Origin of the sequence: Bacillus sp. BB081 (assembly GCF_008368895.1) — a bacterium.
Taxonomy (GTDB): domain Bacteria; phylum Bacillota; class Bacilli; order Bacillales; family Bacillaceae_G; genus Bacillus_A; species Bacillus_A wiedmannii.
In genome coordinates this window covers 32,194-45,911 of sequence record NZ_QOZX01000016.1, presented here as the reverse complement: position 1 = coordinate 45,911, position 13,718 = coordinate 32,194, and the positions used below count along the sequence as shown (strand labels likewise).

The following is a 13,718-nucleotide window of genomic DNA, read 5'->3' as shown; positions in this document are numbered from 1 at the left end:
GGATAGCACCTTCTATTTCTTACTCTTCTCCAATTCCATTTCCGCTAAAAGCGGCAATACGTTATCGAAAATGTGCGTATTATTATTTTCGCCTGTTACGTATCCACCGTAATATCTACTAAATATATTGTCATTTCGGAATGTGGCCATATGATCATATAATTCCTTTGCAAACTTTGTATCACCTGTTTGTAGTACGTACAAGATCGTTAGTCCGTATGCAGCTGGCGATTCATAATTCACAGTTTGTTTTCCCGTTTCTAAATTGTAACGACCGTATAGCTTTCCATCCTCCTGGAATTTTTTCTTTATAAATTCCATGTAAGCATCTGATGAAAGACCACCTAAACTACGATGATATGCAACGTATGATTGGTCAATAAGATTCACTTCTTTATCGTACGTAAAAGTACCATCTTCTTTATACTCTTTCGGGAATGCCCAGCCATGCCTTGGGTAATCCGCTAAAAATTGAACCACGTCCTGATATTGCTGATCAGAAACTTTCCCGTACTTTTTCATATACGAGAATGCGTGCGGATTTAAGTATGATGTTGTTGCAAAATTATTTTGTTTCCCTGCATCTGCATCATAATAATCAACGTAATAATTATCTTTCTTATTATAACGAATTACAGCGTCACTCAATTGATCTGCCAAGTTTTTATAACGCTCTTCCTTGTACATTTCATAAGCGCGATATAATTGTTCTATAATACGAAGATCATCTATAAGTGCATTTGTAGCTGACTGCATTTCTCCCTTTTCAGAGATTTTCCATAAAACAATTTGGTCCTTATGTACAAAGTTATTTTGAATAACCTTAACTTGTTCATCGAATAACGCTTGATCGTCTTTATCCAATGTATATTGTAGCCACAGTCCTGCCGATTCTGATAAAGCTTCACGGCCCTTCGCTTCACCCGTACCTGCCTTTGTATCTGCTAAACGATATGTAGCAAGCGTCCCATTTTCATTCACCATATGTCTTAAAATAAAATGTTCCGTACGGTTTCCTTGCAAAGCTGACCAAAATACAATTCCACCTAAAGCGATTAAGAGAATAACTCCAATCCCTATATATAAACGTTTCCGCAATCTTTTCACCTCCCTAATAAGGCTAGCCTTAATTTTACCAGAACATACGTAAAATTAAAAAAGACAATCTATTAGATTGTCTCCCTTGCCTCTATCCCTCACAAGCCTCTTTAGAAGGTCTATATAGCGATGCCACAAGTCGATCATATTCACGACGCGTAATCTCTTTATTATACAGCTTCAATAATAAATCTCTATGCTCTTTTGAAAATGCCATCTTTTTAATGACTTCAGGATACATAAAACATCCTCTCCATTTCACATAAACTTCTTCACCTCGAAAAACAGAACTTATGTTCGCATAAAAGATTATAAAATATTCCTTACTAAAAAACAAACAAAATATTATTAAACATTAACTTCTTTCTATTTAGAATATTCAAACATCATATTACCATATCCACTTTTTAAATACATATATATTTTTGGTAGTTTTTCTGAATAAATCTTCCAATTCAATCAGAAAATAATGGCAAAAAGAAGAGGAGTTTACATATGGATACGGTAACATTAGCAAGAGCATTTTTTGGTTCTTCATTAGCATTTCACATTATCTTTGCAACACTTGGTGTCGGACTTTCATTAATGATTTTTATAAGTGAAATACTCTATCACTGGAAGAAAGATTCCGATTACGCCATTATGGCGAAAAGATGGACGAAGGCTTTTGCCATCCTTCTCGGTGTAGCAATTCCAACTGGAACAATTGTTGGTGTGCAAATCTCACTTCTTTGGCCTGGTTTTGCCAAAATTGTTGGGCAGGTTATTTCTGTTCCCTTTCAAATTGAGATTTTCGCCTTCTTTTTAGAGGCGTTGTTCATGTCTATTTATGTATATGCAGCTGACAAACTACCTCCATTCATGAGATTAATCTCGCTATTCTTCGTCATGATTGGTGCCACGGCATCTGCCGTGCTTATTACATCAGCAAATACATGGATGAATACACCCGCAGGCTTTTCAATGGGGCCAGATGGATCAGTTTTTAACGTTGATCCATGGAAAGCTTTCTTTAATCCGAGTTTTGGTACAAGCGCATTCCACGTTGTGATTACAGCCTATACAACTGGAGCTGCCGTCATTGCCTCTATCGCTGGATTTAAATTATTAAAGAAGAACTTAAGTAAACGTGAAATTGCTTATCATAAAAAGGGACTACTGTTAGGACTCGTCGTGACATTTATTACAGGTGCTACGATGTGGCTTTCGGGACACGAATCGGCGATTGCCTTACATAAGCATTCTCCTGAAAAGCTTGCATCTGCTGAAGCTTTATTTGAAACGACATCACATGCACCGTTATCAATTGGCGGAGTTGTAGACCCTAACACACTTGAACTAAACTATGCACTAGAAATTCCGAACATGCTTAGCCTACTAGTGGGACTCGACCCTAGCACCGTCGTAAAAGGACTAAAGGAATTTCCACAAGAAACATGGCCACCATTTTACACACATACACTATTCAACTTAATGGTCGGCACCGCTGCCTTTACTTTTGCAGTTGCAGCAATCGCCCTCTTATATTGGTACTTTGTTTACCGAAAAAAAGGTGCAGAATTACCGAAGTGGCTTCTTTGGGGAGCTGCAGCATGTGGACCAATTATGATGCTCGGTATTGAATTCGGGTGGATTTTCAGCTGTAGTGGTCGTCAACCGTGGACCATTTATGGTATGCAACGGACAGTCGACGCTTCTACACGCGCTGATTTTGTCGGTCCTTTATTTATTCTATTCATCATTTTATATATTGGACTCGGCATTTTAACAGTTTTTGTACTACGGACATTCTTTAAGAAACATCCGCTTACAAATGATTTACATCACGAAGGAGGCGATTCTCGTGCATGAGGAAAGTATTGCAATCATCATCTTATGGGCTCTTATTTTCGTATACAGTATATTAGGGTCCATCGATTTTGGAGCAGGTTTTTGGGGCATGGTATACGCAAAACATCCAACGCTCGCTGCCAAACTTGCCAATCGATACTTATCACCAACTTGGGAAGTAACAAATACATTTCTCGTTTTTGTCGTTGTCGCTTTTCTCGGTTTCTTTCCGAAAGCTGCTTTCACCCTTGCGACAGTGATGTTCGTGCCAGTTATGTTAATTTTAATACTCATTGCAATTCGCAGTACATTCATGGTATTTGCTTACTCTCTGCCAAAGTATCAATTCCTCCTTCGGGTGATTTCAGGTATTACTGGGCTCTTAATTCCAGCCTTATTAATTACCGTTTTACCCGTTACAGAGGGGGCTTATATTACAATCTCTGAAGGAAAAGAAGTACTCCTGTATGGAAAACTTCTTTCTAGCCCCGTTATCTACTGCTATATGCTCTTTGGGCTAACTTCGGAATTATTTCTCTCCTCTCTCTTTCTTGCTGATTTTGCGAGAGAGCAAGGTTCAGAAGATTCGTATAGAATTTATAGAAGAAACGCCATCATCCTCGGTCCTGCAACACTCGTTACGGCGATTATCGCCCTCGTTGTAATGGATCCGGAAACACACTGGCTTATGCAAGGACTAATAAAGCAATTCCCATGGTTTACAGTTTCTATCGTTTTATTCGTTATCGGATACTCTTCTCTTTGGTGGACAAACAAGAAGTATGGCACACTAGGATACCCTCGCATTGCCGTTTTAGCAGTCATCGCTCAATATGCATTTGCAAGTTACGCTTACGGTGTCGCGCATTTACCTTATATTATTTATCCTGATGTAACTGTATTTACAAGTTTTACAACGACAGAAACATTCTATGCATTGCTTATCCTATACGCAATTGGAATCGCAATTTTACTACCAGGATTTATTTTCTTCTGGAATTTATTCTTGAAGGATCGAACTTTTTTGAAGGAAAAATAATATATTCGGGGGAGTCTGTTCCAAAAGGCATTTTGGAACAGACTCCTTTTGTCATGTTTTGTCGATAAGTCGATATATTTTAAAAATCGCTAATATATTTTGAGTTGCGCTGATATATTTCCATAATGGCTGATATATTTTAAGTTGCGCCGATATATCTCCATAATCGCCCATATAAATTTCATTTACTATTTTGCTGCCACTCTAATTTATAGACTCCTCTCTTAATAGTTATTTCACTATTCGTGACACTTGTCCTTTCGCTTGAAAAACACATATTCACTTCATTCCATTATATGCCTAGTTCTTCTTATTTTTTGCTGAATATACTACCAATACAGACCTTGAGACAAGCTACATTGGTTTAAGGAAAAGTAGAAAGGTAGGTAAAATATGAGCATTGAAATATGGATTACTATTATTGTATTCTTCTTAACGATGATTGTTATCTTTTGGCGACCCCGTGGCTTAAATGAGGCTTGGCCGGCAGCAATTGGCGCTGGCATTATCCTGATTACTGGACTTGTATCAAGACCAGACGTCATAGATATTATTAGTAAAATTGGCGGTGCCTCTATAACAATATTAGCGACCATCGTTATGGCGGTTATATTAGAAAGCTTCGGCTTCTTCCACTGGTCCGCAGCGAAACTTGCAAATTTAGCAAAAGGCTCTGGTCACCGTCTATACTGGTATATCCAATTATTATGTTTTCTTATGACTCTTTTATTTAATAACGACGGTAGTATTTTAATTACAACTCCAATTTTAATTCTACTTCTAAAAAACCTTCAATTAAAACCACATCAACAAATTCCTTATTTATTAAGTGGTGCTTTAATCGCTACTGCATCTAGTGCACCAATTGGTGTAAGTAATATCGTAAACTTAATCGCATTAAATATCGTGAATATGACTCTTTACATGCATACTGCTATGATGTTTGTACCTGCAACACTAGGTTTATTATTTATGTCATGGCTCATGTATACAGTGTTAAAGAAAAAGCTTCCGAAAAAATTACCTGTTTCTTCTTATGACATTGAAGAGATTTTCTTCACAAAAAACTTCCATCCACTTAAAGGAACAAAATCTGTTAATACGAAACAAAAACGTACAAAATTCATGTTAAAAGTATTAGGTTTCGTCTTTCTTATGCGCTGTCTTCTATTCGTTGCATCCTTCTTATCGATTCCAATCGAAATTGTTGCTGTACTCGGTTCACTCGTTCTTCTCATCTGGAGATGGTACTACTTACGAACAAACCCAGTCGATATTTTGAAAAAGACACCGTGGCACATTTTAATTTTCGCATTCTCTATGTATGTAATTATTTACGGGCTTCACAATGCAGGGTTAACAGCGGCGCTTGTAAGTTGGCTCGAACCAGTTGTAAGTCAGCATCTACTCTATGCTAGCTTTGCAATGGGCGGACTTGTATCTATCCTCTCTAACGTCTTTAATAATCACCCTGCACTTATGATTGGTACCATTACGTTAACAGAAATGGGCCTAGATCCAGTCACATTAAAAACTATCTATCTCGCAAATATCATTGGTAGTGACATCGGTTCACTATTATTACCAATCGGTACGCTAGCTTCCCTCATTTGGATGTATATCCTAAGACAAAACAAAATTAAAGTGAAATGGAAAGATTATTTAAGCGTATCTCTCATCGTAATCCCACTCACAACAGCCGTCACATTATTCCTCTTATACTACTGGGTACAATTATTCTTCGCCTTATAGAAAATAGAAGCCCCCTTTGCTACCGTCTTAGCAAAGGGGGCTTCTTCTATATTTAAGTTAGGTACTACAGTGTGATCAATCAAGTAAAGAGGTGTAACGTATTATTGGTATAAATGACTACCAGTGTCTTTAAATTCTTTCGCTTTCTCTTTCATCCCTTTTTCAATTGCTTCTGTCGTTTCTAAATCATTGTCTTTCGCATATTCACGAATATCATGTGAAATTCTCATACTACAAAACTTCGGTCCACACATTGAACAGAAATGAGCCGTTTTCGCGCCTTCTGCTGGCAGTGTTTCATCGTGATATTCCATCGCACGTTCAGGGTCTAAAGATAAATTAAATTGATCGCGCCAACGGAATTCAAAGCGAGCTTTTGAAAGTGCATCATCACGCTGATGAGCCGTTTTGTGCCCTTTCGCAAGATCAGCTGCATGTGCAGCAATTTTGTACGTAATAACCCCCGTGCGAACATCATCTTTATTCGGTAAACCTAAATGTTCTTTCGGTGTTACATAACAAAGCATCGCCGTGCCAAACCAGCCAATCATCGCCGCTCCAATTGCCGATGTAATATGGTCATAACCTGGTGCAATATCTGTTGTTAACGGCCCAAGTGTATAGAACGGCGCGCCCTGACAAATATCAAGCTCTTTCTCCATATTCTCTTTAATTAAATGCATCGGTACATGCCCAGGTCCTTCAATCATCACTTGCACATCATGTTTCCAAGCAATCTTCGTTAATTCACCAAGTGTTTCAAGCTCAGAAAACTGTGCTTCGTCATTTGCATCTGCAATCGAACCTGGACGTAATCCATCTCCAAGAGAGAACGAAACATCATACTGCTTCATAATTTCACATATCTCTTCAAAATGAGTGTATAAGAAGTTTTCTTTATGATGGAATAAACACCACTGTGCCATAATTGAACCACCACGCGAAACGATACCTGTCGTACGCTTTGCAGTAATCGGAATGTAACGAAGTAATACGCCCGCGTGAATCGTAAAGTAATCAACACCTTGCTCAGCTTGCTCAATTAACGTATCACGATACACTTCCCACGTTAAATCTTCTGCAATTCCGTTTACTTTTTCCAGCGCTTGATAAATCGGTACAGTCCCAACTGGTACAGGCGCGTTACGAATAATCCACTCACGCGTCGTATGAATATTTTTACCTGTAGATAAATCCATAATCGTATCCGCACCCCAACGCGTTGCCCACGTCATCTTCTCTACTTCTTCTGCAATTGAAGAAGATACAGCAGAGTTTCCGATATTTGCATTGACCTTCACGTGAAAGTTACGGCCGATAATCATCGGTTCTGCTTCCGGATGGTTAATATTCGCTGGTAAAATGGCACGACCTTCCGCGATTTCCTTACGAACAAACTCAGGCTCTACTCCTTCACGAATCGCAACATATTCCATCTCAGACGTAATGATGCCATTACGCGCATAATGCATTTGCGTAACGTTTGCCCCTTGCTTTGCTCTAAGCGGCTGACGATCCATTTGCGGGAAAACAGGCGTATGTTTCAAAGCCACTTTCACACCGTCATCCTCTGGTTTTACTTCGCGCCCTTCGTATGCTTCTACATCTCCGCGCTCCAGGATCCAAGAGTGGCGCGGCGCCTGCAATCCCTTTTCCAGTTCCACTTTATACGCAGGATCTGTATAAGGACCGCTCGTATCATATACACGAATTGGCGGATTCGGAATACCGTTCGTTTCGCTTTGTTCAATCTCACGCATCGGCACTTTCATACCCGCGCGTGGTCCATCCACATACACTTTCTTACTTCCTGGTAAACTCGATTTCAATTCAATTTGCTCAGCTGAAACAGACTGTTTCATAACCTTTGTTGCCCCCCTGTACGTGACAAGGACAAGATATGGCCAGCGTATGCCAAAATAAAAAGAGCCAGGTCCATAAAAAAATAAGGACCTGGCTCATAAAGACATCATTATGTAAAGCCGTTAACTTCCCTACGCTGGTACGAGCCAGATCAGGTCCAAAGGGTTAAGAAGTTCACACGCTTCTCTCTCAGCCTACGCATACGTTAGGCACCCCTAGTTTATCACTGATTTAATTTTCAATACTTTCCCATCATACACGATAATCTGAAAAATGCAAAGTTTATTTCTTTTGTTGTTTATGGAATCATCCACGTTAAATAATATGCCTGTACATACGTCATAATACCAACAATAATTACGAAGAATAAACTATGCTTCACTGTAAAGCGGAATAAATCTGATTCTTTTCCAGCAAGTCCGACTGCCGCACAAGCAATTGCAATCGATTGCGGAGAAATCATTTTACCTGTTACACCACCCGTTGTATTTGCTGCAACGAGAAGTACTTCAGATACACCGACTTGCTGCGCTGTAATCGCTTGTAAATTCGAGAACAGTGCATTCGCTGACGTATCGGATCCTGTTAAAAATACACCGATCCAGCCTAGGAATGGTGAGAAGAACGGGAATAGTCCGCCAGTTCCTGCAAGTGCTAATGCTAATGTAGAAGATAGACCAGAATAGTTTGCGATAAACGCGAATCCTAATACGAATCCGATAGATAGAATTGGCATCTTAAGCTCATTTAACGTTTCTTTAAATGTTACTACTGCATCTTTTGCACTCATTTTCAAAATAAAGATAGAAATGATACAAGCAATTAAAATTGCTGTTCCCGTCGCTGATAAAATATCTAATTTCAAGATTGCTTCATAAGGCGTCGGTTTATTTACAATTGGCTCTGCTTTCATTACTAAATTGTGTAAGCCTGGAACTTCAAACTTAAACACAAGGCTTTCCAAAGCACCGCCTGGAGCAAATAACGCTTTAAAGAAACTTTGGCTCCAAATGACTACCATCACAGTTAAAATAATGAATGGAGACCATGCTTTTACTACTTTTCCTACCGTTAGTTTTGGCATAGATATCGCCGTTGCTGCTACTTCACTATTTGCTTCTTTAGACTGATAGATTTCTTTCGGCTGCCAAACTTTTAAGAATAGCGATAAACTCACTAAACTTACAAGTGCTGACGTAATATCCGGAAGTTCTGGTCCTAAGAACGTCGCTGTAATGAACTGCGTAATTGCAAATGAGCTACCTGCTACAAATAGAGCAGGCCATGTTTGTCTTACTCCTTTAAATCCATCCATTAAAAATACGATAAAGAACGGAACAAATAATGATAAGAACGGTAATTGATGTCCTGCCATTTGTCCAATTTTATGCGGATCAATACCTGTTACTTGTCCAGCAACTGTAATCGGAATTCCCATCGCTCCGAACGCTACTGGTGCCGTATTTGCGATTAAACAAAGACCCGCTGCATATAAAGGATTTAACCCAAGACCTGCAAGAAGCGCGGCCGTAATTGCTACTGGTGCACCAAATCCTGCTGCCCCTTCCAAAAATGCTCCAAATGAAAAACCGATTAAAATAACGAGTAAACGATGGTCATTCGTAATGGATAATACAGATGCACGAATCACATCGAATTGACCTGTTTTCACAGATATTTTATATAAAAATACCGACATAATGATAATCCAAGCAATTGGCCATAGTCCGTATAAGAAACCATATCCCGTCGCTGCCATCGCCATCGTGAACGGCATCTTATAAGCGAATAACGCAACTAAAATTGTAAGTACAACTGTAAGTAATCCTGCCACATACCCCTTCATGCGGAAAACTGCTAAAGCTAAGAAAAAAAAGATAATCGGAATAAGTGCGACCGCTGCCGAAATCCAAATGTTTCCGAACGGATCATAAACTTGTGTCCATGTGTTCATTGTTCTCTCCCCCTAAAGAATCCCCTTTTAAATAAAATAACCTCATCAATAGACTATCAGGTCATCATACCTTTAAGTCTAAAAATAAAAAAACGTCAAAGAAAACGTTTTCATTAATTTTATCACAACAATTTCCATTAAAAAAGATTTTTTTGAAAATTTTATTATTTATCATGGAAATCTTACAAAAACGTCACGTTCTTGTAATGTTCATCGATAGGAAGCTCGCTACATTTCCTGCATAATAAAGGTATAACAACGGATATTATTTATGAGGTGATATATATGAATGGAAACAAAATATTAGCAGCTTTATCATACTTTAGTGTATTATTTGCCCCTATCTTATTCCCTATCATTGTGTGGATTGTGGGCGATTCTGAAACGAAACCGCACGCAAAACGCGCTCTATGGACACACATCATTCCAACCATCGCGTCATTTATTGGATTTATTATTCTAGGAATTATGGGTGTCGGATCGAATCAACCAGACGTAACACTTGGCATTGGAACAATGATTGTCTTATGTATTTGCGGTATTATTAGCTTATACTACTTCATTTGGAACATCGTAAAAGGTATTAAAGTGCTGAAAGCTTAAGTTTAAACAAACGTTTGATTAAAACAGTACGGATCATAATAAATGAAGTTTTATCGGCGATACGACAAATCTTTTAATAAGAAAAAAACCGTCCCAAAATACCTTTTGGGACGGTTTTTTTATCTTCTGCGTTTCTTCTTTTTTCTCATCATTTTTTTGCGGCGCGTATTCACTTTATCCGCTATAATGTGAAGCGTACTTGCCACAACAATTCCCATTATGAACGTTACAATTTCAACCTCATGTTCCTTCGCAATTTCTATTAAATTCCCATCAAGCGCGATTACATTTAATAGGAATAAAAACGGAGAAAACACAATTAACATGTATGCAATACGAATCACATCACCAAGTATAATTGTATGTGTAAAGAAGGATCGATGCGGCATGACCTTCTTATACGGATACCAAAATATACGTAGGAACCCCCATTTATTATACGCATTACTATATGTATCTAAATCCGGCGTTAAAAATGAAGTACCTACTAAAAAGCCAATTGCAAAAGTTAATAAAAAATCCAAGTTTGTTAATCCATACGAAAAGAGCATAAACAAAACAACCGGAAGGGATATTAAGTTTATTTTCGTATGCGTTCTTCCTGATGGCATAATGCACTTCCTCGCTTACGTTCGCCCTGTCACCATATGACAGTTCTCACCTATTGATCTAATTTCTGATCGATAAAGGATGTGTCTATATCCGAACCAAACCATTCTGCCAACTTCACTCGTGCCTTATCTTTCACCTCTTCATTGACGTATAACGACGCTTGTAATAGAGCAGCCATTAACGCCCCTAAATCATCTGTATAACCAACTCCAGCAATGAAATCTGGGATGGCATCAATTGGTGCAATAAAATAAGCAAGTGCTCCAATCACAATAATTTTCACTCGCTTTGGAACATCAGGTCTTTGCAAAACATAAAACAATAATAAACTTGCATAAATGACCGACTGTCCCGCTTGCTTTGCAACATGTTTTGCTTTCTTCCAAAACGCTTCAACTGAAAATTTTTGTTCCATGTAAAAGCCTCCCTATTTTTTTAAAAAAATAAGCTACAATATGTTATCAGTAAAAGTTCATCAAAATTACACATAATCTATCAATGAACTTTCATTGTAACAAACAAACGAAAAAAGAACAAGTGTTCGTTAATTTTTACATACTTCCCTTCATATAATAGGTTTCTAGATAACCACTCACCCATTGTCATTTCTTATTTCTCAACAAGAAAATTTTCACTTTCACTTAACATTCTGCTCTACCTTTGTTATATTTTCTAGTTGACGGACATATAAACGAATGTTAAAGTTTTCTCTGGTAGTGACAAATCTTATACAAAAAATGTAAAATGTTATAGTGTTTCTCAGAAATGAATTTTGTTGTATAATACAGAAATGACGTTATGCTTATGAGCAGCACAAGAAACCAAAAGGGTATGCATAGTTATAGTCGTATATGGGTGAATATAGAACCTCTAATTATGGCCAAGAAAACTATGTATTTTTTATTTTAGCATTTTTCGCTCCAAAATCGACCAAGCCTGATAGAGAAAGGGTGGAAATGAATGAAAGAAACCTTGAAATCACAATTTCAAAATGTGCGTTTCACTGTATTCGTAGCTTTAGCTTTATGGCTGAAGACGTACCTTATTACACGCACAAGCTTTGATTTAAAACTTGAATCTTTCATGCAAGAATTCATTTTATTCCTTAGCCCATTAGCAGCATCATTACTGCTTGTTGGTCTTGCATTATTTGCAAAAGGGAAAAAACGTAACTATATAGCACTTGGAATTAATTTTGTTTTAACAATCGTTCTTGTTGGTAACGTAATGTTCTACGGATTCTACAATGACTTCGTTACTTTACCAGTACTAGGACAAACATCTAACTTTGGAAGTTTAGGTTCTAGTGTGAAAGAATTGTTTAACTACAAAATTATCCTTGCATTTGCTGATATTATTGTATTCTTCATTTTATTGAAGAAGATGAAGAATTTTGCACCGACAGAACGTGTAGCACGCCCAATGCGTTCCCTATACTTCGTGTCAACAGTTGCTATTTTCTTCGCAAACTTAGGACTTGCAGAAGCTGAGCGTCCTGAACTATTAACACGTTCATTCGACCGCGTTATGCTTGTTAAAAACTTAGGTTTATATGTACACCAAGTGTATGATCTTGGCTTACAAGCAAAATCAAGTTCACAAAAAGCTTTTGCTGACGGTAGTAAATTACAGGAAACAGAGAACTACGTAAAAACAACGCAAAGCAAACCAGATCCAAATATGTTTGGTACGGCAAAAGGGAAAAACGTAATTGTTGTCTCTCTTGAGTCATTACAAACATTCTTAATTGGTGCAACAGTTAACGGACAAGAAGTTACACCATTCTTAAACCAATTTACGAAAGAAAGTTATTACTTTGATAACTTCTTCCATCAAACTGGGCAAGGAAAAACATCTGATGCTGAATTCTTAGTAGATACTTCCATGTATCCACTAGACCGTGGGGCTGTATTCTTCACACACGGTAATAACGAATATACAGCAACACCAGAAATTTTACGTGAGCAAGGATATCACACATCGGTATTCCACGCGAACAACGCAACATTCTGGAACCGTAACATTATGTATCCGGCACTTGGTTATGATCGTTACTACAACGAGCTTGACTACAAGATTACGCCAGAAACGAAATTAAATTGGGGATTAAAAGATATCGAATACTTCGATCAATCTATCGATATGTTAAAAGAAGTGAAGCAACCGTTCTATACTCGCTTCCTTACTTTAACAAATCATTACCCATTCACTTATGATGACAGCACGAAATTAATCGATGAATACAATTCTGGTGATGGCGTATTTGACCGTTACATGGTAACTGCTCGCTATTTAGACGAAGCAATGAAACACTTTATTGAACGTCTGAAAGCAGAAGGTATTTACGACAACTCAGTTATCGTATTCTACGGTGACCACTATGGTATTTCTGAAAACCATAACCGTGCAATGGCACAGTTCTTAGGAAAAGAAGAAATCACTGCATTTGACCATATGAACTTACAAAAAACACCGATGTTTATTCACGTTCCAGGTCAAAAAGAAGGTAAAACAATTTCAAAACCAACTGGTGAAATTGACATTAAACCAACAATTCTAAACTTACTTGGTGTAGATTCTACGAATCAAGTTCAATTTGGTCATGATGTATTCTCACCTGATAATAAAGGATTCGTTGTTCTTCGTGACGGTAGCTTCATTACAGATAAGTACATGTACACGAACAGTACATTCTACGACCGTACTACTAGCGAAGTTGTACAATTACCAAAAGAAGAATCTCAACCACTCATTGATCGTGCCCAAAATGAATTGAACATGTCTGACAAAATCATTGAAGGTGACTTACTTCGCTTCTCTGAAAGTAATAAGACCAAAACTGGTGAAGTAAAGACAGCTATTAAAGAAGAAAAGAAGAGCGCTGAGTAATCTCAGCCTCTTTTTTTTATATTTCTCCATACAATCACTTATATTCATTAACTTTAACATTACATAACCTTTACCAAA

At 37.8% G+C, this 13,718-nt stretch carries 11 protein-coding genes and 1 riboswitch; of the genes, 5 read left to right on the top strand and 6 right to left on the bottom strand.

All coding sequences use genetic code 11. The features are described from left to right. Positions 1–12: 12 nt before the first annotated feature. The gene (locus tag DN394_RS08145; RefSeq protein WP_149293723.1) at positions 13–1,098 is read right to left on the bottom strand and encodes a transcriptional regulator; all 1,086 of its coding nucleotides are present in this window, start codon (positions 1,096–1,098) and stop codon (positions 13–15) included. A 91-nt stretch (positions 1,099–1,189) separates the two neighbouring features. After that, positions 1,190–1,339, bottom strand: a complete 150-nt coding sequence (locus tag DN394_RS28905) for a hypothetical protein (protein ID WP_000283173.1) — start codon at positions 1,337–1,339, stop codon at positions 1,190–1,192. Positions 1,340–1,593: 254 nt separating this feature from the next. On the opposite strand from DN394_RS28905, the gene cydA reads away from it, so the two are divergent. From cydA to DN394_RS08130, 3 genes are all read left to right on the top strand, one after another. Continuing rightward, positions 1,594–2,949: a cytochrome ubiquinol oxidase subunit I gene (cydA, locus tag DN394_RS08140; RefSeq protein WP_000381970.1), complete on the top strand. Its 1,356-nt coding sequence runs from the start codon at positions 1,594–1,596 to the stop codon at positions 2,947–2,949. After that, on the top strand, positions 2,942–3,967 hold the full coding sequence (locus DN394_RS08135) for a cytochrome d ubiquinol oxidase subunit II (protein ID WP_046955553.1): 1,026 nt from the start codon (positions 2,942–2,944) through the stop codon (positions 3,965–3,967). Before cydA ends, DN394_RS08135 begins: the two co-directional genes overlap by 8 nt. A 393-nt stretch (positions 3,968–4,360) precedes the next feature. After that, positions 4,361–5,719 (top strand): arsenic transporter, encoded by a 1,359-nt coding sequence (locus DN394_RS08130; RefSeq protein ID WP_149293722.1) that lies wholly within the window; start codon positions 4,361–4,363, stop codon positions 5,717–5,719. 101 nt (positions 5,720–5,820) lie between these two features. On the opposite strand, the gene thiC is transcribed toward DN394_RS08130, so the two are convergent. Both thiC and lldP read right to left on the bottom strand, forming a co-directional pair. Continuing rightward, on the bottom strand, positions 5,821–7,581 hold the full coding sequence (gene thiC / locus DN394_RS08125) for a phosphomethylpyrimidine synthase ThiC (RefSeq protein ID WP_046955552.1): 1,761 nt from the start codon (positions 7,579–7,581) through the stop codon (positions 5,821–5,823). A 112-nt stretch (positions 7,582–7,693) separates the two neighbouring features. Beyond that, positions 7,694–7,809, bottom strand: a riboswitch (TPP riboswitch). A gap of 71 nt (positions 7,810–7,880) precedes the next feature. Then, positions 7,881–9,536 carry an L-lactate permease gene (gene lldP / locus DN394_RS08120; protein WP_098109911.1) on the bottom strand — a complete coding sequence of 552 codons (1,656 nt, stop codon included), beginning with the start codon at positions 9,534–9,536 and terminating at the stop codon, positions 7,881–7,883. Positions 9,537–9,821: 285 nt separating this feature from the next. On the opposite strand from lldP, the gene DN394_RS08115 reads away from it, so the two are divergent. Beyond that, a complete protein-coding gene (locus DN394_RS08115; RefSeq protein WP_149293721.1) occupies positions 9,822–10,139 on the top strand; it encodes a magnetosome magnetite crystal formation protein family in 318 nt (105 codons plus the stop codon). Between the two features lie 119 nt (positions 10,140–10,258). On the opposite strand, the gene DN394_RS08110 is transcribed toward DN394_RS08115, so the two are convergent. Together DN394_RS08110 and DN394_RS08105 are read right to left on the bottom strand one after the other, a co-directional pair. After that, the gene (locus DN394_RS08110; protein ID WP_001139087.1) at positions 10,259–10,750 is read right to left on the bottom strand and encodes a metal-binding protein; all 492 of its coding nucleotides are present in this window, start codon (positions 10,748–10,750) and stop codon (positions 10,259–10,261) included. A 50-nt stretch (positions 10,751–10,800) separates the two neighbouring features. Further along, positions 10,801–11,166, bottom strand: a complete 366-nt coding sequence (locus tag DN394_RS08105; RefSeq protein WP_000435500.1) for a YkvA family protein — start codon at positions 11,164–11,166, stop codon at positions 10,801–10,803. A gap of 545 nt (positions 11,167–11,711) precedes the next feature. Here DN394_RS08105 and DN394_RS08095 point away from each other — a divergent pair. After that, complete coding sequence (locus DN394_RS08095) at positions 11,712–13,640, top strand: LTA synthase family protein (RefSeq protein ID WP_000665354.1); 1,929 nt, start codon at positions 11,712–11,714, stop codon at positions 13,638–13,640. Positions 13,641–13,718: the final 78 nt, after the last annotated feature.

What these genes read in the sequence shown, in the direction of transcription:
- DN394_RS08095 (WP_000665354.1), top strand. Translation starts at nt 11,712, where the DNA reads ATGAAAGAAACCTTGAAATCACAATTTCAAAATGTGCGTTTCACTGTA.
- cydA (WP_000381970.1), top strand. Translation starts at nt 1,594, where the DNA reads ATGGATACGGTAACATTAGCAAGAGCATTTTTTGGTTCTTCATTAGCA.
- thiC (WP_046955552.1), bottom strand. Translation starts at nt 7,581, where the DNA reads ATGAAACAGTCTGTTTCAGCTGAGCAAATTGAATTGAAATCGAGTTTA.
- DN394_RS08115 (WP_149293721.1), top strand. Translation starts at nt 9,822, where the DNA reads ATGAATGGAAACAAAATATTAGCAGCTTTATCATACTTTAGTGTATTA.
- DN394_RS08130 (WP_149293722.1), top strand. Translation starts at nt 4,361, where the DNA reads ATGAGCATTGAAATATGGATTACTATTATTGTATTCTTCTTAACGATG.
- DN394_RS08110 (WP_001139087.1), bottom strand. Translation starts at nt 10,750, where the DNA reads ATGCCATCAGGAAGAACGCATACGAAAATAAACTTAATATCCCTTCCG.
- DN394_RS08105 (WP_000435500.1), bottom strand. Translation starts at nt 11,166, where the DNA reads ATGGAACAAAAATTTTCAGTTGAAGCGTTTTGGAAGAAAGCAAAACAT.
- DN394_RS28905 (WP_000283173.1), bottom strand. Translation starts at nt 1,339, where the DNA reads ATGTATCCTGAAGTCATTAAAAAGATGGCATTTTCAAAAGAGCATAGA.
- lldP (WP_098109911.1), bottom strand. Translation starts at nt 9,536, where the DNA reads ATGAACACATGGACACAAGTTTATGATCCGTTCGGAAACATTTGGATT.